Origin of the sequence: Spirilliplanes yamanashiensis, assembly GCF_016863475.1 — a bacterium.
Classification (GTDB): domain Bacteria; phylum Actinomycetota; class Actinomycetes; order Mycobacteriales; family Micromonosporaceae; genus Spirilliplanes; species Spirilliplanes yamanashiensis.
On sequence record NZ_BOOY01000029.1, the window covers coordinates 93,740 to 114,330 of the forward strand.

Sequence of the window (20,591 nt, forward strand, 5' to 3'; positions counted from 1 at the left end):
GCGCGCCTGACCGGGCCGGGTCAGGCCGGCAGGTACGTGGTCCGGATCAGGTGCAGCAGTTCCGGCAGGTGCTCGGGCGGGTCGTCGCGCCACCAGGCGAGCAGGACCGGGATGGGCGGGGTGTCGCGGACGGTGCGGTAGGCGACGCCGGGGCGCGGGTTCTGGTTGGCGGTGGCCTCGGCGGTGAGGCCGACGGCCTGGCCGGCGGCGATGAGGGTGAGCCACTCGTCGAGGCCGCGGGTGTGCCGGGTGGTCGGGGCGGCGTCGGCGGGCCACAGGCCGGGGGTGGTGGTGCCGGTGCGGAAGTCGATGGCGACGGTGTAGCGGGCCAGGTCGGCGAGGGTCACGCTGCGGCGGCGGGCGAGCGGGTTGTCGGTGGCGACGGCGGCGCGGCGGGCCTCGTGCCCGACGACGGCGGTGGCCAGCCGCGGGTCGAGCCCCGGCTGCCGCCAAGAGTCGGTGCGAGTGCCGGTGCGAGGGTCGGGGCGGGGGTCCGGGTCGGGGGTGTCCAGCGGGCGGCGCAGCACGGCGACGTCGGCGCTGCCGTCGGCCAGGCCCGCGGTCGGGGTGGCGGACTGGACGAAGACCAGCGGGACGCCCGGGTGGGCGGCCGCCCAGCGGCGCTGCACCGGGCGGGTGTGCTTGCCCAGGGCCGCCCAGTGGTAGCCGACGCGCAGTTCGGGGCGGGGTGCGGCGGTGAGCCGGTGCAGGTGGGCGACGTCGTCGAGGATGCGCCGGGCGGTGGTGACGGCCCGGTGGCCGAGGGCGGTCAGGGCGACGTGGCGGGTGGTGCGGTCGACGAGGCGGGCGCCGAGGGTGGTCTCCAGGGCGGCGACGGTGCGGGACACGGCGGCCTGGCTCACACCGAGCACGGCGGCGGCCTCGGTGAAGGTGCCGGTGTCGGCGACCGCGACGAGGGTGCGGAGCTGGCGCAGCTGCACATCCATGCGTGCAGCGTATAAGTGGGGCGGGCCGCGTATTTCCGTGCCGGGGTGGCGGGGCCGAACACTGGCGGCATGAGGGAGCGGTCCCTGCTCGGCGGGGTGGCGACGATGCTGGCCAGCGGCGCCAGCAACCAGGTGGGTGCGGCGGTGGGCGCGCACGCGTTCGCGGCGATCGGCCCGGCCGGGGTGGTGGCGGTGCGGCAGTTCGTGGCCGCCGCGGTGCTGCTGCCGGTGGCGCGGCCGGACCTGCGCCGGTTCACGTGGGCGCAGTGGTGGCCGACGCTGCTGCTCGGGGTGGTGTTCGCGACGATGAACCTGAGCCTGTACTGGGCGGTGGACCGCATCGGGCTGGCGCTGGCGGTGACGCTGGAGTTCCTGGGCCCCCTGGCGGTGGCGCTGGCGGCGTCGCGGTCGCGGCTCGACCTGCTGTGCGCGGCGGGGGCGTGCGCCGGGGTGTACGTGCTGGTGCTGCCGGGCCCGTCGAGCGACTGGGCGGGGGTGGCGTCGGGGGTGCTGGCGGGCGGCTGCTGGGCGGCGTACATCGTGCTGAACCGGCTGGTCGGGGCGCGGCTGCCGGGGTTGCAGGCGCCGGCGGCGGCGACGGCGGTGTCGGCGCTGCTGTACACGCCGGTGGCGGTGGTGCTGCTGGCGCAGGGCCGGCTGGGCGGGGCGGCGCTGGGCTACGCGGTGGCGGCCGGGGTGCTCAGCTCGGTGGTGCCGTACGCGGCGGACCTGGTGGCGTTGCGGTGGGTGCCGCCGCGGCTGTTCGGGGTGTTCATGAGCGTGCACCCGGTGCTGGCGGCGGTGGCGGGCCTGGTGGTGCTGGGTCAGGTGCTGGCCGCCCACGAGTGGGCGGGCATCGCGATCGTGGTGACGGTGAACGCGGTGACGGTGGCGGCGGCGTCCCGCCCGGCGAAGGCCGCACCCGCGCCGGCACCGGCCCCGGTCAACGCCTGAACCACCCGTCGGCGAACGCCTGAGCCCGCCGCAAGCGGGCACGCCATCCGCCGGCGAACGCCTGAGCCGCCCGCGAGCGGGTGCCGCCATCCGCCGGCGAAACGCCTGAGCCGCCCGCAGGCGAACTCCGTCACCCGCCGGTCAGGCGGTGGGCAGCACAGTCGTGGCGGCCTGGGCGACGATCTGCTGCAGCGCGGCGACGTGCCGGTGGAACGCCTCGTAGCGGGCCCGGCTGAGCCGCACGGTGGTGCGGGGGCGTTTGCCGACGAAGCCCTTGCGGATGTCGACGTAGCCGGCCTCGTCGAGGGTGGTGAGCCCCGGCCGGTGACCACGCAGGCGGCGATCCCGGCGACGAAGACGGCGGTGAACCCGACGACGAGGTCGCGGACCTGGGCGAGGGCGTGGGCGGCGTCCTGCGGGGAGACGGGGGTGGTCATCGGCGGGCTGTCCTCCCGGAGGTTGCTCAGGGGGACGGGCGGCGTTGCCGCAGGTACGCCAGCACCGCCTCGCGGGTGGTGCGCACCCCGAGCAGGGCGCGGGCCTCGGCGATGCGCCGGTTCGCGGTGCGCAGCGACAGGAATTCCGCCGCGGCCGCCGCCGCGATGGTGTCGCCGGCGGCGAGGCGTTCGAGCAGGGCCCGCTGCTCCGGCACCAGCCGGGCCACCGGGTCGTCGGCGGTGTCGCCGCCGCCGGTCTCCACCGGGCCCAGCCTGCGCAGGTCGTCGAGCAGGGCCCGGCCGACCACGCCGTCCAGGTCGGCCACCGCCACCACCCCGGCGCCGCGGGCCGCGGCCAGCACCGCCAGCTGGACGGTGTCCAGGTCGGCCACCCGCCCGTACAGGACCAGCTTGGCGCCGGTGACGTCCCACGCCGGGTCGGGCAGCGCGAAGCCCTCCCGGGTGTGCCAGCCGTCGCGCACCAGCGCCCGCAGCACCGCCGACGCCTCGGCGGTGCCGGGCACCACGTGCCGGGGGGCGTCCGGCAGCCGGGTCACGGCCGCACCACCAGAGGAAGCGCCGCGCGGGCGGCGGCCTCGGTGCGGGTGCGGGCGCCCAGCTTGCGCATGCCCGCCCGGATGTGGGTCTCGACGGTCTCGGTGGACACCCCGAGCTGCCCGGCGATGCGCCGGGTCGGGTTGCCCTGCGCCACCAGCGCCAGGACCTCGTGTTCCCGGTCGGTCAGCGACATCCCGTCGGTGCGGGCGCCGCGCACGTCGCGGTGCACCCGGTGCCGGCGCAGCGCCCGCCGGGCCCGGCCGGCGAGCACGACCAGCCCGGCGGTCTCGGCGAGCGACTCGGCGGCGGTCAGGGCGGCGACGGCGGCCGCCGGGTCGGCCTGGTGGTCGCCCTCGGCGAGCAGGCAGCGCACCTGTTCGCGGCGGGCGGTGCCCGGCCAGGCGTGCGCGGCGGCGGCGAACCCGGAACCTGTGCGCCAGGCGTGCAGGGTGAGCCGCACCGGTTCCGGGCCGTCCGGCGCGGTGACCGGGTGGGCGGGGGCGGGGGCGCCGTCGTGCTGGGCCCACCGGGCGGTGATGTGCAGCAGCCCGGCCAGCAGACCGGATGCGGTGGATGTGGCGGTGGGTGGGGTGCCGGCCTGGGCGGGTTGGCCGTCGAGCCAGGCGGCCTCGCGGGCCACCCACGCCACGGCGGGCGCGGCCGGGTCCGCGGCAGCGAGCCGGGCCCGGGCGGCGGTGAGCTGGCCGGTGTCGGCCTCGACCAGGGCGGCCGCGGCGGCGGTGTGGGCGCGGGCGTCGCCCGGCAGGGACCGGTCGGCCAGGTCGGCGGCGCGGCGCAGCACCTCGTCGAGCGGGGCGCCGGCGTGCAGGGCGTCGCAGAACAGCGCCGCCGCCGCGAACCGGGTCTGCCACGCGTACGCCAGGTCGGCGGCGCACGCCGCGGCGGCCGCGCGGGCGGCGCCGGCGGCGTCGGTGAGCCGGCCGTCGGTGATCAGGTGGGTGACCAGCAGCCACGCCGACCAGCGCACCGCCAGGGCGTCGCCGGCAACGGCTTGCAGGTCGTGTTCCCAGCCGGGGGCGCGGCGGGCGGCGCGCACCGCGGCCAGGGCGGCGGCCAGCCCGGGCGGCACGTCGGCGCGGTGCCGGGCCTCGACAGCGGCGGCGCGGGCGGTCGCGGCGGGCGGGTCGGTGTGCAGGTCGCACAGCAGCAGCACCCGGTCGCGGGCGGCCACCACCGCGGGCGGGGCGGCGTCCGGGACGGGCTGGACGGCGGCGCGGGCCCCGGCCACGTCGCCGGCCTGCAGCAGCGCCTCCCCGCGCACGGTGTCGGCCTCGACGCCGAGCACCCCGAGGGTGCCGGGGGCGGTGACCGCGCGGGCGGCGGCGCCGGGCCGGCCGGCGGCCAGGGCGGCGGCGGCCGCGGCGAGCCGCACCTCGACGGTGGCGGGGGTGCCGGGCAGGTCGCAGGCCAGCAGCAGCGCGTCGGCGCGTTCCCCGCCGGTGGCGGCGGCCGCGGCGGCGGTCATGGCCGCGGCGTACGCGGCGGCGGTGTCGCCGGCGGCGGCGTGGTGCCGGGCGGCCTCGGCCGGCGGCAGCAGCGGGGCGAGGCGCGCGTGCAGGGCGCGGCGGGCGTCGGAGTCGAGGATGCGGGCGGCCACCTCGGCGATGTACCCGGAGGTGGGGGTGAGCAGTCCGGCCGCGTCGATCGCGGCCAGGCCGGCGTCGACGAGCGACGCGCCGCCGCCCAGCGCGGCCGCCGGGGCGGGGCGGCCGAGCAGGCCGAGCGCGGCCAGGGCGGTGCGGGCGGGCCGGTCCAGATCGGCCAGGGACACCGCGACGGCCCGGGCCACGTCGTCGCCGTCACCGGTGTCACCGGTGTCACCGGTTCCCGCGAAGCCGTCGAGGGTGGTGGCCGGGCCGTGGGTGGCGGCGTGCCGGGCCAGGGCCAGCACGGCGGCGGGCAGCCCGCCGGCGCGGGCCACCACGGCGGCGACCGCGGCGTCGGGCAGCCGCGGGGCGGTGGCGCGGACCAGGTCGGCGGCGGCCGCGCCGGACAGCGGCGGCACCGCCGCCCACAGCGCGGCGGCCGGGCGCAGCGCGTCGACCAGCGGTTGCCGGTGCGGGGTGCGCACCGCGGCCAGGATCCGGCAGTGCGCGGCCAGCAGCGGCAGCGCCGCCAGGGTGTCGGCGTCGGCCAGGTGCAGGTCGTCGACGACGAGCAGGCCGCCGCGCACCCGGGACCGCACCGCCTCGGCCAGCAGCGGCGGGTCACCGGCGGGCAGCCGGGCCCGCACCGCCCGCGCCAGCGCCACCGCCGGCACCCCGCGCAGCGCGGCCAGGCCACCACCGGCGAACACCGGCCCCGGGAACGCTCCCGCGGTGTCGCGCAGCAGGGTGCTGCGCCCGCAGCCGGGCGGCCCGGCGACCACCACCAGGCCGGGGCCGCGCAGCAACGGCAGCAGGGCCGGCGCCGTCGCCGGCGGACCGTACGGGCCGGTCGGCACCGCGGACCTCCTCCCCCGTCGCCTGTCACGGTGCCGCCCGCCGGGTGCGGTGGCACGAACCTGGGATCCTGCGCCGACGAGTTGTTCGTAGGGTGGGTGGCACGGCAGGCGGCCCCGCCCTGCCCGTGGGGACCGGGAGAGGACGTCCGTCGTGGTCATGCCATTGTCGCCGACAGCACGCGTGGCAGGCGAGTCGTGACGGCGGGACCCCTGTCCGCGCAGGTCGCCCAGCTGTGTGACGCGGCCGCCGCCGCGGCCGGCCCGCAGGCCGCCGAGCAGGTACGACACGTGCGGCGCCGCCTCGACGAACCGCTGCGGGTGGCCATCGCCGGTCGCCTGAAAGCCGGAAAGTCGACACTGGTGAACGCGGTCGTCGGCCGGCGCATCGCCCCCACCGAGGCCGGCGAGTGCACCCGGGTGGTGACCGTGTTCCGGTACGGCACCGCCGACCGGGTCGACGTGGTGCGCCGCGACGGCACCCGCACCAGCCTGCCGCTGGACGCCGACGGGATGGTGCCGCAGCGCCTCGGGGTCCCGCCGGCGCAGGTCGCGCACGTCGACGTGCACGTCACCAGCGACCGGCTGCGCGACCTCACCGTGGTCGACACCCCCGGGCTGTCGTCCACCAGCACCGCCGTCAGCGACCGCGCCCGCGCCGTGCTGGGCGCCGCCACAGCTCAGGCGACCGGCCAGGCCACCGGGGCGCCGTTCGACGACGGCATCGACGACGACTCCGCCGCCGCGGTCAGCGGCGCCGAGGCCGTCGTGTACGTGTTCAGCCAGGGGGTGCGCGCCGACGACGTGCAGGCCCTGGAGGCGTTCCGGGCGGCGTCGGCGCGGCTGGCCAGCAACCCGCTCAACGCCCTCGGCGTGCTCAGCAAGGTCGACACCCTGGTGCCGGGCGCCGCCGACCCGTGGCCGGTGGCCGGGCCGCTCGCCGCCGACCAGGCGCAGGTGCTGCGCCGCAGCGTCTCCGACGTGGTGCCGGTCGTGGGGCTGCTCGCCGAGACCGCCGAGGCGGGCCGGCTCACCGCCGCCGACGTGGAGGCGCTGCGCGCCATCGCCGAGCTGCCCGCCGCGCAGCAGCTGCTGATGCTCAGCTCCGTCGACCTGTTCACCGGCCGCGCCGCCCCCGTCGCCACCGACCGCCGGCGCCGGCTGGTGGAACTGCTCGGCCTGTACGGGGCCGGGTTCGCCCTCGCCCAGCTTGCCGCGCAGCCCCGCCTGGCCAGCGGCGACCTGGTGCGGCTGCTGTGCCAGGTGTCCGGGCTGCCCCGGCTGCGCCAGACCCTCGACGAGCAGGTCCGGTGGCGGTCCGACGCCATCAAGGCCGGGTGGGCGCTGTCGGCGCTGGAACGCCTCGCCGGGCACGCCGCCGACCCCGCCGACCGGGAACTGCTGCGCGACGCCATCGAACGGCTGCTGCGCGAACCCGCCTACCACCGGCTGCGGGTGCTGGAGGCGGCGCAGCAGGTCGCCACCGGGGCGGTGCCGCTGCCCGAGCCGATGCGCCACGAACTGACCCGGCTGGCCACCCTGCAGGACCCTGCGGCGATCCTGCAGCTGCCGCAGGCCCCGCCGTGGGCGCTCGCCGACGCCGCCGTGCAGGCCGCCACCCGGTGGCGGGTGTACGCCGTCGGCGGCGCCAGCCCCGCCCAGGCCCGCGTCGCGCACGTCGTGCACCGCGGGTTCCACCTGCTGTCGCAGAACCTGCGGGCGGCGGTGTCATGACCGACGCTCTGGCCCAGCGGCTCACCACCGGCATGCAGCAGGTGCTGGCGTACCTGCGCACCGTCGACGCCGACGCCGCCGCCGAGGTGGAGGCGGCCCGCCGGCAGCGGCTGGTGCGCCCGTCGGTGGTGGTGGTCGGCGAGACCAACCGCGGCAAGAGCAGCCTGGTCAACGCGCTGCTCGGGGTGCCCGGCCTGTCCCCGGTGGGGGTGGGGGTGACCACCGACCGCTACGTCGAGTTCCGCACCGGCGACACCCTCGCCGTGCACGACGAGCCGCGGCAGCGCACCGTCACCCACCCGGCGCCGCTGCTGCAGTACCTGACCCTCGTCGACACCCCCGGGGTGGGCGGGCTCGACCCGGCGCACGCCGAGGTCGCCGCCGACGCCGCCGCGCACGCCACCGCCCTGCTGTTCGTCGCCGACGCGTCCGCCCCGCTCAGCCGCCCCGAGCTGGACTTCCTGGCGCTGGCCGGGCGGCGCGTCAACACCGTCGTGTTCGCCCTCACCAAGGTCGACGCGTACCCGGGGTGGCGCACCATCGCCGAGGACAACCGGGGCCTGCTGCGCGCCCACGCCCCCCGCTTCGCCGCCGCACCCTGGTACCCGGTGTCGTCGACGCTGGCCGAGGCCGCCGTCACCACCGGCGGGGAGGTCGGCGCCGAACTGGCCGAGGCGGCCCGGATCGCGCCGCTGCAGCACGCCCTGGTGCAGCTCGCCGGGCACGGCCACCTGCTGCAGGTCGCCAACGTGCTGCGCGCCGCCCGCACCGAGCTGGTCCGCCTCGACGCGGCGCTGGGCGAGCGGCTACGCGCCACCGAACCCGACCCGGCCGCCGCCGAGGCCGCCAAGCACCGCCGCGCCGAACTGGCCGGGCGCAAACGCACCCAGTCGCGGCAGTGGTCGCTGACCCTGACCGCGGAGACCCAGCGGGCCCGGGTCGCCGCCGTCGCCGGGCTGCGCGCCGAACTGAACACCGTGCAGGAGGACACCCTCGCCGTCATCGACTCCGCCCGCGGCGACGAGCTGGCCGCGCTGCCCGCCACCGTCGACACCGCCCTGCAGGCCGTCGCGGTGCGCCTGTCGCAGGACCTGCGCGGCCGGTTCGCCGCCGTCGCCGAGAACGCCCTGGCCGGGGTGTTCGACGACCCGGCCGAGCTGCGCCACGTCATGTCCGGCCTGAACGCCACCCTGCGGCACGCCCTCACCGGGCAGCCGCGCACCGGCGGCGGCAGCGGCGCCGACAACGTGATGGTCGCGATGAGCGCCGGCGGCATGGCGTTCATGGCCGGCCGCGGCGCCGCCGCCGGGCTCGGCGCGCTCGGCGCGGGCGGCCTGGTCGGCGGGGGGCTGCTCATCCCGTTCGCCGGGCTCGGCCTGGGCCTGGCCGCCGGCGCGTTCGTGCTGTACCGGCGGCGGGTCCAGAACGACCGCCAGCAGGCCCGGGTGTGGCTGCGCGAGGTCCTCGCCGAGGCCCGCGCCGCCCTGTCCGACGAGCTCACCCAGCGCTTCACCGACCTGCAGTACGCCCTGACCGTCGCCCTGGACGAGGCCATCGAGAAACGCCTCGCCCAGCTCGACGCCCACATCGCCGACATCGACCGGGCCGCCGCCACCGACGCCGCCGCCCGCACCCGCCTGCGCGCCGAGCTGCAGACCCGCCGCGACGCGCTGCGCGCCCAGGTGAAGAAGGTCGACGAGACCCTCGCCGCCGCCCGCGCCCTCGCCCCCGCCGCACCCCAGGAGGCCACCCCGTGACCGACCACCACGACGACCCGTGGGACCCGTGGGAGTCCGGCGACGCCGGCGACGCCGGCGACCTGCCCGCCGAGCCGTTCGACCTGCCCGGCGACCCGCTGGGGTTCGACCTGCCGGCCGACCCGGCCGACCCGGCCGACCCGGCCGGCTGGGACACCGGCGACCTGGGCGCCGACCTGGGTTCGGAGGGCCCGGACGGGCCGGGGTACGCGGAGGCCGACCTGGCGGAGCTGGGCGACCTGGCCGGCGACACCGGCGACACCGGCGCCGGCTGGCAGGGCCCCGGCGAGCCGGCCGGTGGGCTGCTGCTGCAGGACTGGCCCGTCGGCGCCGACCCGGACCCGGTCGCCGAGGCCGCCCCGTTCGACCCGGCGGACCTGATCGGCGACCCGCTCGGCGGGCCGCTGCCCGAACCGGTCGACGGGTTCCCGTGGACCGACCCCGACCTGCTCGGCGGCGCCGCCATCGGGGCCCTGCCGGACCCGGCGGAGCTGCCCGACCCGGCCGGGCTGGCCGCCGACCTGGCCGCCTACGCCGGCGTCGACCTGCCCGGCGACGCCGACCCGTGGGCGGTGCTCGCCGCCTCCGACGACCCGGCCACCCACGCCCTGGCCCGCTGGTGGGCCCCCGACCCGCTGCCCGACCCGCCGGTGTCGTCCTGACCGGCGGGGTGCGCCACCGGCGCGCTTGATCCGCCCGCGGCGCGCAGGTGGCATAGTGACGGCCGCCACCACTGGACGCCACCGCGAGGACGCCGCATGACCACCGCCTCCCCCGCACCTGCACAGCCCGCGTCGGGGCGCCGCGAACGGACCGGCTGGTACGCCTACGACTGGGCGATGTCGGCGTTCTCCACCACCGTCATCACCGTGTTCCTCGGCCCGTTCCTGACCAGCGTCGCCGAGCTGGCCGCTGGCTGCGAGCTGGGCGCCGACACCTGCGACGGCACGGTGCGGCCGCTGGGCATCACCGTCGCCGCCGGGTCGTACTTCCCGTACCTGGTGTCGCTGTCGGTGTTCCTCACCGTGTTCGCGCTGCCCGTCACCGGGGCCATCGCCGACCGGGCCGCGCGGCGCAAACCGCTGCTGGCGGCCACCGCGTTCACCGGCGCCGGCGCCACCGTGGCGATGGCGTTCGTCACCGGCGACCGGTACCTGCTGGGCGGGCTGCTGTTCATCGTCGCCAACGTGGCGTTCGGCGCCGCCGTCGTGGTGTACAACTCGTTCCTGCCGCAGCTCGGCGGCCCCGACGACCGCGACCGCATCTCCAGCCGCGGCTGGGCCCTCGGCTACCTGGGCGGCGGCCTGCTGCTGCTGCTCAACCTGGTGGTGGTGCAGCTGTTCAGCGAGGACGGCAACCCGCAGCGCACCCTCGACCTGGCCCGCTGGATGATCGTGTCGGCGGGCGTGTGGTGGGCCGGGTTCACTCTGCTGCCGCTGCGCTGGCTGCGCGAGTACCCACGCCCCGAACAGGCCGCCCCCGGCGGCAACCTGCTGCTCGACGGGTTCCGCCAGCTGGGCCGCACCGTGCGCGACCTCAAGGCGTACCCGCTGACGTTGTTCTTCCTGCTGGCGTTCCTGGTCTACAACGACGGCATCCAGACCGTCATCGCCCTGGCCAGCCAGTACGGCACCGAGGAGCTGGGGCTCGGGCAGTCCACGTTGATCGTGACGATCCTGCTGGTGCAGTTCCTGGCGTTCGGCGGGGCGCTGCTGCTCGGCGCCCTGGCCGGGCGCATCGGCGCGTGGAAGACGGTGCTGCTCAGCCTGGTGCTGTGGACCGGCGTCATCATCGCCGCGTTCCGGCTGCCCGAGGGCGCCCCCGTCCCGTTCATGATCCTCGGCGCGGCCATCGGGCTCGTCCTCGGCGGGTCGCAGGCGCTGAGCCGGTCGCTGTTCAGCCAGATGATCCCCGAGGGCCGGGAGGGCGAGTACTACGGCTTCTACGAGATCAGCGACAAGGGCACCAGCTGGCTCGGCCCGCTCGCGTTCGGCCTGGTGTTCCAGCTGACCAACAGCTACCGCGTCGGCCTGGTCTCGCTGCTGATCTTCTTCGTCGTGGGCGGGCTGCTGCTGCTCGCCGTCCCGGTGCGCCGCGCCATCGTCGCCGCCGGCAACACCCCGCCCCGGGTGTTGTGATGCTGCGCCTGCACATCGACCCGGCCGCCGCCGCACCCCCGTACGAGCAGGTCCGGGCGCAGATCGCCGACCAGGCCGGCGACGGCCGGCTGCCCGCCGGCGCGAAACTGCCACCGGTGCGGGCCCTGGCCGCGGAGCTGGGGCTCGCCGCCAACACGGTGGCCCGCGCCTACCGCGAACTGGAACAGGCCGGGCTGGTCGAGACCCGCGGCCGCGGCGGCACCGTCGTCACCGCCCGCGCCGCCGGGGTGCCCGCCGAGGCGCGCCGGCTCGCCGAGCAGTACGCCCAGCGGGTCACCGCCCTCGGGGTGGCGCCGGCGACCGCGCTGGAACTGGCCCGCGGCGCCCTCGGCCTGCCCGCCTAGCCCGGGTACGGGTGGCCGAACGCCACCAGCACGTGCCACAGGTACTTCAGCTGCTGCAACACCTCCGCGGGCGGCCCCCACGCCGCCCAGCCGCCCGGGTCGCGCACCGCCGACGCGGCCGCCGCCCCGATCACCGCCGCGGTCAGCAGCCCGCTGCCCGCCCGGTCGCAGACGTGCGCCGCCAGCCGCGGCGACCGCGGGTCCCGGAACCCGGCCGGGACGTCCGCCGGGGGCAGCGCGAAACCCGGGTGGCAGCGCAGCGGCACCCCGTACCGGCGGGCCAGGCCGGCCAGGGCGGCGCCGGCGGCGGTGCCGCGCAGCGACGGGTCGGCCACCACCGCCGCCACGTCGCGGCCCAGGTCCAGCCCGCCGTGCACGTGCGCCTCCACGTAGTCGTCCAGGCAGCGCCCCGCGTCCGGGCGCGGGCCGGGGGCACGCAGCGCGGCCGCCAGGTCCGCCACCCCGCACGCCCGCGGCCGGGCCAGCAGCGCCGCCAGGACCGGCGCGAACGCGTCGATCGTGCCCAGCTCGGCCGGTTCGGTGACGCTGTCGGCGGCGGCGAACGTGCACCGGTGAAGGGCGGCCGCGGTCAGCCGCAGGTGGCAGGACCCGAACCGGGGGGCCGCCCCGTCGGGGTGCCCGGCCAGGTCGAGCGCCCCGTACACGGGCCGGTCCGCGGCGGGCCCGCCGGTGTAGGCCCCGCCGAACAGGCGGTGCTCCCACCGGTCCCGGTCCCCGCCCGGATACGCCGTCAGGCCGCCGTTGGAGATGCCGGTCTCGAACTGCGACCGGTACCGGCCGTCCCGGGCCAGCCCCTCGGCGACGGTGCCGCCGTCGGCGGCGACCCGGTCGGGGTGGAAGTGCACGGTGACCCGGGCGTGGGCGCGCACCGCCGCGAGCAGGTCGGCTGGGGCGGTGGCGCCGGCCGACCGGGCGGCGGCCCGCACGTGCGCGACCGCCGGCGGGATCACGTCGCCGAGATGGTGTTCGTGCCGACCAGCACCAGCACGATCGTGCCCAGGATGACCCGGTACACGATGAACACCGTGTAGGAGTGCCGGGCGATGAACTTCAGCAGCCACGCCACCGCCGCGTACCCGACGACGAAACTCACCACGGTCGCGGTGATCGTGGCGGGCCAGCCGACCCCGGCCGAGATGTTGTCGTACTCGGTGGCGGTCTGCAGCACGCTGGCGCCCAGCAGCGCCGGGATGGACAGGAAGAACGACAGCTTCGTCACCGTCACCCGGTCCAGGTCACGCAGCAGCCCCGCCGACATCGTCGCCCCCGACCGGGAGATGCCCGGGATCAGCGCCAGGCACTGCGTCACCCCGATGATCAGGGTGTCCTTCCAGGTGACGTCGGCCTCGTGGCGCACCTGGGTGGCGGCCCGGTCGGCGAACCACATCACCCCGCTGAACAGGATCAGCGACGACCCCACGAACCACAGGGTGCGCAGCGTCGTCTCGATCGCGTCCTGGAACAGCAACCCGACGATGCCGATCGGGATCGACCCCAGCACCACCGCCCAGCCGAACCGCCAGTCCGGGTTCGCCCGCTCGTCCCGGTGCACCAGCCCCCGCAGCACCGCCGTCACGATCCGGATCAGGTCCTTGCGCAGGAAGATCACCGTGGCCAGCACCGCACCCGACTGGATGATCGCCGTGAACGCGGTGATGTCCGGGTCGTCGATCTTGTGGCCGAGCAGCTTCTCCAGGATCGTCAGGTGCCCCGTCGACGACACGGGAAGGAACTCGGTGAAGCCCTCGACAGCGCCCAGCAGGATCGCCTCAAAGATGTTCAAGCCCTACTACCCCGTTTCGTGATCGGCCGGGCGCACCGGACGAATAGTAGGGGGCGCCCGCCTCAACCCCGGGCGCGGGCCGCCGCGATCGTGTACGCCGGGTCCCGGTCCAGGTTGTGCCGGTCCCGGTCGTACCGGCGGGTCGTGCGCGGATCCGCGTGCCCCATCGCGTCCTGCACGTCCTCCAGCGCCACCCCCGCGTCCCGGGCCGCCGTCGCGAACGCGTGCCGCAGCGAGTGCGGCGACAACCGCGCCCACCCCGCGATGCCCGCGTCCCGCGCCAACCGGCGCACCAGCCGGAACACCGCGTGCCGGTCCAGGCGCCCACCACCCGACGTCACCAGCAGCGGCCCCGCCGCCCGGCCGGCCAGCACCGCGTCCACCGCCGCCGCCGCACCCGGCGTCAGCACCCGCCGGCGGGCCCGGCCACCCTTGCCGGTGAACCGCACCACCCGGTGCCCCCGCTCCACCCCCAGGTCCGTCACGTCCAGCGAGCACAGCTCACCCACCCGCAACCCCAGGTCCGCCAGCAGCGTCACCGCCGCCAGGTCCCGCGCCGCCGTCGGGCCCGTGCGCACGGCCGCCGCCGCCAGCAACGCCGCCACCTCCGGGCCGGTCAGCCCCACCGTCGCCGAATGGTCCCGCGACACCTGCGGCCGGTCCGCGCCACCCACCGGGTTCGCGTCCACCGCCCGCAGCTTCGCCAGGAACGCGTACCACGACGACACCCCCGACAGCTTGCGCGCCACCGTCGCCGCCGTCAGCGTCCGCTCCAGACCCCGGGCGTACGCGTTCACGTCCAGAAACGACGCCCGCAACGGATCCAGGTCCCGCTCCGCGCACCACGCCAGCCAGCCCGCCACATCCCGCCGGTACGCCGCCCGGGTGTGCTCCGACAACCGCCGGTTCGCCAGCCACGCCTCCGTGACCTGCTCCGCGGCGCCCACCGCGGCCACCTCACCCGCCTGCCGCGGCACCAGCGCCGTGATCGTCTCCACGGCGTTCATCGTGCCCCGCTCACCAGTGCGCGGTGACACGCCGCGCCGGGCCGTCCACCGTGACCAGCCCCCCGTACGGCAGCACCCACTGCGGGTCGGTGTGCCCCACGTCCACGTCGAACACGATCATCGCGTCCGGGGCGTACTCACCGAACGCGCGCAGCACCGCCGCCCGCTGATCCGCCCGGTACGCCGCCCGCTCCTGCGCCGGCGGGCGGGCGAACAGCCGGCACGCCCGCGCCAGCCCCACCAGCACCGCCGGGAACCGCCCCAGCAACCCCCGCTCCCCGGCGTTGCGCAACATCCGGTACACCTCCGCCGCCGACGGCGTCTCCTCGGACGTCTCCAGCAGCAGCACACACCCCGCGTAGTCGGCGGCCGGGCGGATCCACCGGCCCGCCGCCAGATTCCAGTGCAGGATCTCCAGGTTGCCGCCCCACACCGGCCCCGTCACCACCCGCGACGGCTGATGCCAGCTCCACCCCGGGTGCGCCACCACCGGCGCCGGCCGCGGGTCCGCCGCCGCCCAGTCCGTGTCCTCCTCGGCGAACACCGCCGCCGGGCGCAGCACCACGTCACCGGTGCGGAACAACGCCGCCCGCAACGACGCCAGCGAATCCGGGTGCGGGCCACCCGCCCGGCCCAGGTGCACCATCGTGGACCCGCCGTGCAGCGCCGGCACCCCCAGATTCCACAACCAGTTCAGCAGGTTCGTGTTGTCGCTGTACCCGGCGAACGGCTTCGGCCTGATCACCGCCGGGTCCAGGTGCGGCAGCACCGTCAACTGGTCGTCACCGCCGATCGTGGCCAGCACCGCCCGCACCGAGTCGTCCGCGAACGCCGCCATCAGATCCGCCGCCCGCTGCGCCGGGCCGCTGTGCCGGCGCGTCGTCGGATACTCCACCGGCACCAGGCCCAGCCCCCGCAGCACCGCCAGCCCCCGCTCGTGCACCGCCGGGAAATCCGCCGGCGCCGCGTACGACGGCGACACCACCGCCACCCGGTCGCCGGGACGCACCGGCGGCAACTCCGCGAACACAGGACGCATGCCGCTCATTTCACCGCACCGGCCGCCTCCCGCACGACCCCGTTCTCCACCCGCCACCGCCGCGTGTGCCCCACCGCCGCCGCGAAATACGCGTCGTGGGTCACCGTCACCAGCGTCCCCGGGAACGCCCGCAACGCCTCCTCCACCACGTCCAGCGCGTCGGTGTCCAGGTGGTTCGTCGGCTCGTCCAGCAGCAGCACCGACGCCGGCAGGTTCACCAGCACCGCCAGCAGCAACCGGCGCAACTCACCCGCCGACAACGTCCGCACCGGCGCACCCCAGAACTCCGGGCCGAACAGGTGCGCGTCCAGCAACCGCTCCGCGTCCTCCGCGAACACCGCCACCCGCGACCGGAAGAACTCCAGCACCGGCACGCCCGTGCGCAACCCGTCCGACGTCTGCGGCAGCAACTCCACCGGCGCACCCACCCGCAGCACCCCCGCGTCCGGCGCCAACCGGCCCGCCAGCACGTGCAGCAACGTCGACTTGCCCGCCCCGTTGCGGCCCGTCACCAGGATCCGGTCACCCGCCTCGACCCGCACGTCCGCGCCGTCCAGCAGCACCCGCCCGCCCCGGCGCACCGTCAGCCCGTCACCCGCCAGTAGGGTGCCCTCCGCCGCGGCGGCGTCCGCCGGGAACGCCAGCGTCAACGCCGGCCGCGACCGCGGCTCCGCGATCCACCGCAACGACCGGATCTGCCGCTCCAGCCGCCGCTCCCGCACCTTCGCCTTCTTCGCCACCTTCTTCGCGATCCGCCGCAGGTGCGGCGCCTCCACCCCCGAACGCACCGTCGTCTCCACGTGCAGCGCCTGACCCTTCGTCCGCTCGATGTCGGACCGCCACCGCGCCAGAGCCTTCTGCTGCGCCTCGTAGTCCAGCAGCAACCGCTGCGTGCGCCGCGCCTTCTCCGCCCGGTAATGGGTCCAGCCGCCGCCCGGGTAGTCGTGCACCCGCGGCACGATCCCGTCCAGCTCCACCACCCGGGTCACCGCCGCGTCCAGGAACGCCCGGTCGTGGCTCACCGTCAGCACCGCCCCGCCGAACCCCGCCAGCCACCGCCCCAGCCACGCCGCCCCGTCCGCGTCCAGGTGATTCGTCGGCTCGTCCAGCAGCAACACGTCCGGCCGGTCCAGCAACACCCGCGCCAGCATCAGCCGCGCCTGCTCCCCGCCCGACACCCGGTGCAGCGGCGCCGCCGGATCCAGGTGCGCCACGTCCAGGCGGTCGCGCACCTCGTCCAGCCGGGCCTGCGCCGTCCAGCCCTCCAGCTGCGCCCACCGGTCCTGCACCCGCCCGTAGTCGGCCAGCACCCCGGCGCCGCCACCATCGGCCAGCTCGCGTTCCAGCTGCCGCATCCGGGCCGTCACCACGCCCACCTCACCCAGCCCGCCGGCCAGGAACGCCCCCACCGTGCTCGACGGGTCCGGCACCTGCTGCGCCACGTACCCCACCCGGGTGCCCGGGCCCCGCGCAACGTGCCCCGCCGCCGGCGCGGCCAGCCCCGCCAGCACCCGCAACAGGCTCGTCTTGCCCGCCCCGTTCGGGCCGACCAGGCCGATCCGGTCACCGCGGCCCAGCAGCAGATCCAGGCCCTCGACCAGCGGGTCACCGTCGTGGGTGACGGACAGGGAGACGGCTTTCAACACGGGAACCTCCGCAGGCAGGACAGACACCGGACCACGACACGACGCCGGCGGCCCCGGTGCACACCGGTCCGCTCGCGGCGTTGCCTGCGGCATCACATGCTGCGCGATCACTCCCTGCGGTGGACGACGGATCCCACCCTGCCCCCGCCCCGGCCGGCCCCGCAACCCGATTACCGGGCCCGCCCGGACCTTCAGCCGACCAAGCCAAGATCGGCCCGGTGCTGTACTGGTCCCATGACCACGAAACGGCACCCCCGGTGAGGGCCGAAGGCGCCGTCGACCTGCTCATCCCCGCCGGCGCGCTGCCCGGCCTGACCGTGCCCGCCCTCGCCGTCACCGACGGCACCGCCGACCCCGAATGGGTCGACACCCCCTGCGCCGGGCCCTACATCTACAGCCGCGAAGCCACCCTGCGGCTGCCCTACGACGCCGCCACCGCCGCCGTCGTGCGCCGCCGCCTGCGCCACGACCGGCGGGTGCGGCTGCTGTGGTTCCCGCTCAGCACGGCGCCGCCGCTCGCCGCGTCCGTCCTGATGGTCACCACCGACGGACACCACCTGCTGCGCCTCCTGCTCGTCCTCGCCGCCGCGGGGGTGTCGCTGTGGATGAGCCGGCGCAGCGAGCGGCTCACCGTCACCCAGCAACCCGAACGCGTCGGCCGGCTCGGCGTCCACCTGCCCGCCGTCGCCGCGCCCGCCGCCCGGGAATGGCTCGCCCGCAACCCCGCCGTCCGGGTCGTGACCGAACGCCCGGTATGGCGGCGGTACTCGCCGCCGGTCTACCGGTGGTCCGCCGCCGCCTGCGCCGCCACCGGCCTGGGCGTCTGGTGGGCGGGCCTGCGCGGCGACGAGTTCAGCCTGCTCACCGTCGCCGCCTTCGTGGCGCTGCTGGCCGGCGCGGTCGTGCTCGCGGTCAAGTCCCTGCCGCCCGGCACCGTCCGGTTCGACGACCCCGCCTGACCCGGAACCGAACCCCGTCCCTTCCACCGTCGGTGACCTGCGGTTGCGTCCTGTGGGCCCACGCACACCCGCTAAGCCGTCCTAGGATGATAGTTCGGTGCCGAACCGGGACAGGGCCGACCGCAGGATGTCGCCCATGCCGCCGCTGCCGTGCGCCGCGCCGTCCACGATGTGCAGCCGCACCGCCGGACCCCAGGCGCGGGCCACCTCCCAGGCGATCACCGGCGGGCTGCTGACGTCCGCGCGGCCCGTCACCAGCACCCCCGGCACGCCCGCCAGCCGGGCCGCGCCGTCGCGCAGCTCCCCCGGGGCCCGCCACGCCGCGTGCCGCCAGTAGTGCGTCACCAGCCGGGCGAACGCCAGCCGGAAGTCCGGGTCCGCGTACCGCTCGTCCGGCTCCACCGGGCCCAGGATCGACACGTGGGTGTCCTCCCACGCGCACCACGCCCGCGCCGCCGCGTCGCGCACCGCCGGGTCCGCGTCGGCCAGCAGGCGGGCGTACGCGTCCACCAGGCTGCCGTCGCGCTCGGCGGGCGGCACCGCGTCGCGGAACTGCTCCCACGCCTCCGGGAACACCCGGCCCATCTCCCGGGTGATCCAGTGCACCTCGCCGGCGGTCGTCGTGGTCACGCTGAACAGCACCACCGCCGACACCGCCGCCGCGTGCTGCTGCGCGTACGCCAGCCCCAGCGTGGCGCCCCACGAGCCGCCGAACAGCAGCCACCGCTCGACGCCCAGGTGCGCGCGCAGCCGCTCGATGTCGGCCAGCAGGTGCGGCAGCGTGTTGACCGACAGGTCCGCGTCCGGCTCGGCCGCCGACGGGGTGGACCGGCCGCAGCCGCGCTGGTCGAACAGCACCGCCCGGTACACCGCCGGGTCGAACCAGCGCCGCCACCCCGGCGCCGCCCCCGAGCCGGGGCCGCCGTGCAGCACCAGCGCCGGCACGCCGCGCGGGTTGCCGACCTGCTCGTAGTACACCGCGTGGCCGTCACCCACGGCCAGCATGCCGCTGTCGTACGGCTCGGTCTCGTCGAACAGCTCCGTCACGACGCAGCACCCTACGGCCCGTCGGGGGCCAGCGCGCGCACCAGCGCCTCGATGCGGCGCCGCCGCGTCGCGTCGGTGGCGGCGTCCTCCACCGGGTGCAGCAGCCGCCGGCGCTCGGCCGGGCGGCGGCGGGCGAAGGCGCCGGACCGGTCGGCGGCGTCGAGGGCGGCGCGCACGTCGGCGGGCACCGGCACGTGGGCGGGGTCCGCCGGGCGCAGCCGGGCCGCCACGACGTCGCCGGCCCGGGCGCCGAGCCGGCGCTGCAGCGCGGCGCCGACGTACAGGAACGGGCGCGGCACGACGTCGGCCCGGTTGACCCCGAGGTTGACCGCCACGGCGTCGAGGCGGCCCTCGACGCGCCGGGTGCCCGCCGCGGCGACGGCGTCCCGGAGCGGGTCGTCGAGGTACAGGACGGTGTAGGTGTTGCGGCCCCACGCGAGCAGCTCGAGCGGGGCGTCGATCGCGATCCACCCGTCGGCCATGCGATCACCGGCTTTCCGTGGGTCAGGCCAGGACGGCGACGGTGAGGACGGCGCCGGCCGCGGCGAGGTAGCCGGCGGCGAGGGGGACGCTGCGCGGCTGCTTCTTCTCGGCGCCGAGCCGCTCGTACAGCCGGCCCAGCCGCCGGCGGACCCGGTCACCGCGGGCGGCGCCGGCGACGAGCAGCAGCAGGCACGGCAGGCAGTAGACCAGCGCGTACCCGGCGATCACGGCCAGGGAGCGGCCGGTGCCGATGTCGGCGCCGACGATGCGTTCGATGGCGATGACGTACGGGAAGGCGTTGGGCAGGTCCGCCCCGGTCATGACCAGCCCGAGCAGGCCGGCGGTGAGCGGGGTGACCCAGCGCGGGACGGTGACCGCCGGGCGGATCCGGTCGCGCAGCCGGCGCAGCCCGGCCACGGCCAGCGCCACCGCCGCGATCGTGAACGCGATCCGGCGCACCCAGACCAGGCCGTTGCCGGCGGCCTCGGCAGCGGTGTCGGCGCCGGCGTAGACCACGGCGCCGAGGGCGAGCACCGTCAGGTAGGCGCCCGTGACGAACCCGGCCGCCGCCCGCACCGGGTGGGCCATCGGGGCGAGCAGCAGCAGCGCCACCCCGGCGATCGTGGCGGGGTTCAGAGCGTCGAGCAGGGCCAGGCCGGCGACCGTGGCCAGCAGCGCGGCGCTCACGCGTCGCCGTCCCCGGCGGCGGTGCGCACGCCCAGGCGGTGCAGCAGCCCGTCGACCTCGGCCGCCGCCGGGGGCCGGCCGGTCAGCGCGGCCAGGAACAGCCCGTCGCCGACCAGCTGGACCAGGCGGGCCTGGACCGGGTCGCCCAGCTCGGCGGCGAGCATCCGCTCCCAGCGCCGCTCGGCGTCGCCCACCTCCGGCGGCAGGTCGAGCTCGCCGGTGGCGGTCAGCCGCATCATCGACAGCATCGCCCGGTACACCGTGCGCTCGCCCGGCTCGGGGACCGACAGCCGCAGCCAGGCCGCCGCCATGACGCCGCGTTCCGCGGCCGCGGCCAGCCGCTCGTCGAACCGGTGCACGGCGCGGGTCACCAGCGCCCGCAGCAGCGCCTGCTTGTCGAAGTGGTAGAGCAGGCCGCCCTTGCTGACGCCGGCCGCCGCCGCGACCGCGTCCAGCGCCGGCGGCACGTGGCCTGCGGTGATCAGGTCCTCGGCGGCATCCAGGATGCGCTCGCGTGCGGTCGCCATGACGTCACTGTACCGTCTGGACGGTACAGTGACCAGCGGGT

Annotated in this window: 20 protein-coding genes; 7 read left to right on the top strand and 13 right to left on the bottom strand. The window is 77.1% G+C overall.

Going from position 1 to position 20,591, the window contains the following annotated elements; all coding sequences use genetic code 11:
• Window positions 1–20: 20 nt before the first annotated feature.
• Window positions 21–947, bottom strand: a complete 927-nt coding sequence (locus Sya03_RS20410; RefSeq protein WP_203939944.1) for a LysR family transcriptional regulator — start codon at window positions 945–947, stop codon at window positions 21–23.
• A 69-nt stretch (window positions 948–1,016) separates the two neighbouring features.
• Between Sya03_RS20410 and Sya03_RS20415 the strand changes: the two genes are divergently transcribed.
• Window positions 1,017–1,901, top strand: coding sequence for an EamA family transporter (locus Sya03_RS20415; RefSeq protein ID WP_203939945.1), 885 nt, complete (start codon window positions 1,017–1,019; stop codon window positions 1,899–1,901).
• Window positions 1,902–2,042: 141 nt separating this feature from the next.
• On the opposite strand, the gene Sya03_RS20420 is transcribed toward Sya03_RS20415, so the two are convergent.
• The 3 genes from Sya03_RS20420 to Sya03_RS31605 form a co-directional block, all read right to left on the bottom strand.
• Window positions 2,043–2,237, bottom strand: a complete 195-nt coding sequence (locus Sya03_RS20420; protein ID WP_203940046.1) for a transcriptional regulator — start codon at window positions 2,235–2,237, stop codon at window positions 2,043–2,045.
• A gap of 127 nt (window positions 2,238–2,364) precedes the next feature.
• On the bottom strand, window positions 2,365–2,895 hold the full coding sequence (locus Sya03_RS20425; protein ID WP_203939946.1) for a LuxR family transcriptional regulator: 531 nt from the start codon (window positions 2,893–2,895) through the stop codon (window positions 2,365–2,367).
• A complete protein-coding gene (locus tag Sya03_RS31605) occupies window positions 2,892–5,360 on the bottom strand; it encodes a helix-turn-helix transcriptional regulator (protein ID WP_275411465.1) in 2,469 nt (822 codons plus the stop codon). Before Sya03_RS31605 ends, Sya03_RS20425 begins: the two co-directional genes overlap by 4 nt.
• Before the next feature lie 195 nt (window positions 5,361–5,555).
• On the opposite strand from Sya03_RS31605, the gene Sya03_RS20435 reads away from it, so the two are divergent.
• From Sya03_RS20435 to Sya03_RS20455, 5 genes are all read left to right on the top strand, one after another.
• Window positions 5,556–7,091, top strand: a complete 1,536-nt coding sequence (locus Sya03_RS20435) for a dynamin family protein (protein ID WP_203939948.1) — start codon at window positions 5,556–5,558, stop codon at window positions 7,089–7,091.
• Window positions 7,088–8,848, top strand: coding sequence for a dynamin family protein (locus tag Sya03_RS20440; protein WP_203939949.1), 1,761 nt, complete (start codon window positions 7,088–7,090; stop codon window positions 8,846–8,848). The genes Sya03_RS20435 and Sya03_RS20440 overlap by 4 nt, the downstream gene beginning before the upstream one ends.
• The gene (locus Sya03_RS20445) at window positions 8,845–9,510 is read left to right on the top strand and encodes a hypothetical protein (protein WP_203939950.1); all 666 of its coding nucleotides are present in this window, start codon (window positions 8,845–8,847) and stop codon (window positions 9,508–9,510) included. Before Sya03_RS20440 ends, Sya03_RS20445 begins: the two co-directional genes overlap by 4 nt.
• Window positions 9,511–9,606: 96 nt before the next feature.
• A complete protein-coding gene (locus Sya03_RS20450; protein WP_203939951.1) occupies window positions 9,607–10,986 on the top strand; it encodes an MFS transporter in 1,380 nt (459 codons plus the stop codon).
• Entirely contained in the window at window positions 10,986–11,351 is a 366-nt protein-coding gene (locus Sya03_RS20455) for a GntR family transcriptional regulator (protein ID WP_203939952.1), read from the top strand. Before Sya03_RS20450 ends, Sya03_RS20455 begins: the two co-directional genes overlap by 1 nt.
• Here Sya03_RS20455 and Sya03_RS20460 read toward each other — a convergent pair.
• The 5 genes from Sya03_RS20460 to Sya03_RS20480 all read right to left on the bottom strand — a co-directional run bounded on the left by Sya03_RS20460 (window position 11,348) and on the right by Sya03_RS20480 (window position 16,847).
• Window positions 11,348–12,322: a DUF3626 domain-containing protein gene (locus tag Sya03_RS20460; protein WP_203939953.1), complete on the bottom strand. Its 975-nt coding sequence runs from the start codon at window positions 12,320–12,322 to the stop codon at window positions 11,348–11,350. The two genes, Sya03_RS20455 and Sya03_RS20460, sit on opposite strands and share 4 nt — an antisense overlap.
• Window positions 12,319–13,155, bottom strand: coding sequence for an undecaprenyl-diphosphate phosphatase (locus Sya03_RS20465; RefSeq protein ID WP_203939954.1), 837 nt, complete (start codon window positions 13,153–13,155; stop codon window positions 12,319–12,321). The genes Sya03_RS20460 and Sya03_RS20465 overlap by 4 nt, the downstream gene beginning before the upstream one ends.
• A gap of 62 nt (window positions 13,156–13,217) precedes the next feature.
• Window positions 13,218–14,144, bottom strand: a complete 927-nt coding sequence (locus Sya03_RS20470; protein WP_370872166.1) for a tyrosine-type recombinase/integrase — start codon at window positions 14,142–14,144, stop codon at window positions 13,218–13,220.
• A 28-nt stretch (window positions 14,145–14,172) separates the two neighbouring features.
• On the bottom strand, window positions 14,173–15,201 hold the full coding sequence (locus Sya03_RS20475; protein ID WP_203939956.1) for a S66 family peptidase: 1,029 nt from the start codon (window positions 15,199–15,201) through the stop codon (window positions 14,173–14,175).
• A 5-nt stretch (window positions 15,202–15,206) separates the two neighbouring features.
• The gene (locus Sya03_RS20480) at window positions 15,207–16,847 is read right to left on the bottom strand and encodes an ABC-F family ATP-binding cassette domain-containing protein (RefSeq protein ID WP_239107712.1); all 1,641 of its coding nucleotides are present in this window, start codon (window positions 16,845–16,847) and stop codon (window positions 15,207–15,209) included.
• A gap of 257 nt (window positions 16,848–17,104) precedes the next feature.
• Here Sya03_RS20480 and Sya03_RS20485 point away from each other — a divergent pair, with 257 nt between their 5' ends.
• Window positions 17,105–17,806, top strand: a complete 702-nt coding sequence (locus Sya03_RS20485) for a hypothetical protein (protein ID WP_203939958.1) — start codon at window positions 17,105–17,107, stop codon at window positions 17,804–17,806.
• Between the two features lie 81 nt (window positions 17,807–17,887).
• On the opposite strand, the gene pip is transcribed toward Sya03_RS20485, so the two are convergent.
• From pip to Sya03_RS20505, 4 genes are read right to left on the bottom strand one after another with little or no spacing between them, the layout of a single operon-like run.
• Entirely contained in the window at window positions 17,888–18,853 is a 966-nt protein-coding gene (gene pip / locus Sya03_RS20490) for a prolyl aminopeptidase (RefSeq protein WP_203939959.1), read from the bottom strand.
• A gap of 11 nt (window positions 18,854–18,864) precedes the next feature.
• Window positions 18,865–19,335, bottom strand: coding sequence for a YdeI/OmpD-associated family protein (locus tag Sya03_RS20495; RefSeq protein WP_203939960.1), 471 nt, complete (start codon window positions 19,333–19,335; stop codon window positions 18,865–18,867).
• Window positions 19,336–19,357: 22 nt separating this feature from the next.
• Complete coding sequence (locus Sya03_RS20500) at window positions 19,358–20,023, bottom strand: GAP family protein (RefSeq protein ID WP_203939961.1); 666 nt, start codon at window positions 20,021–20,023, stop codon at window positions 19,358–19,360.
• A complete protein-coding gene (locus Sya03_RS20505) occupies window positions 20,020–20,550 on the bottom strand; it encodes a TetR family transcriptional regulator (RefSeq protein WP_203939962.1) in 531 nt (176 codons plus the stop codon). Before Sya03_RS20505 ends, Sya03_RS20500 begins: the two co-directional genes overlap by 4 nt.
• Window positions 20,551–20,591 lie beyond the last annotated feature (41 nt).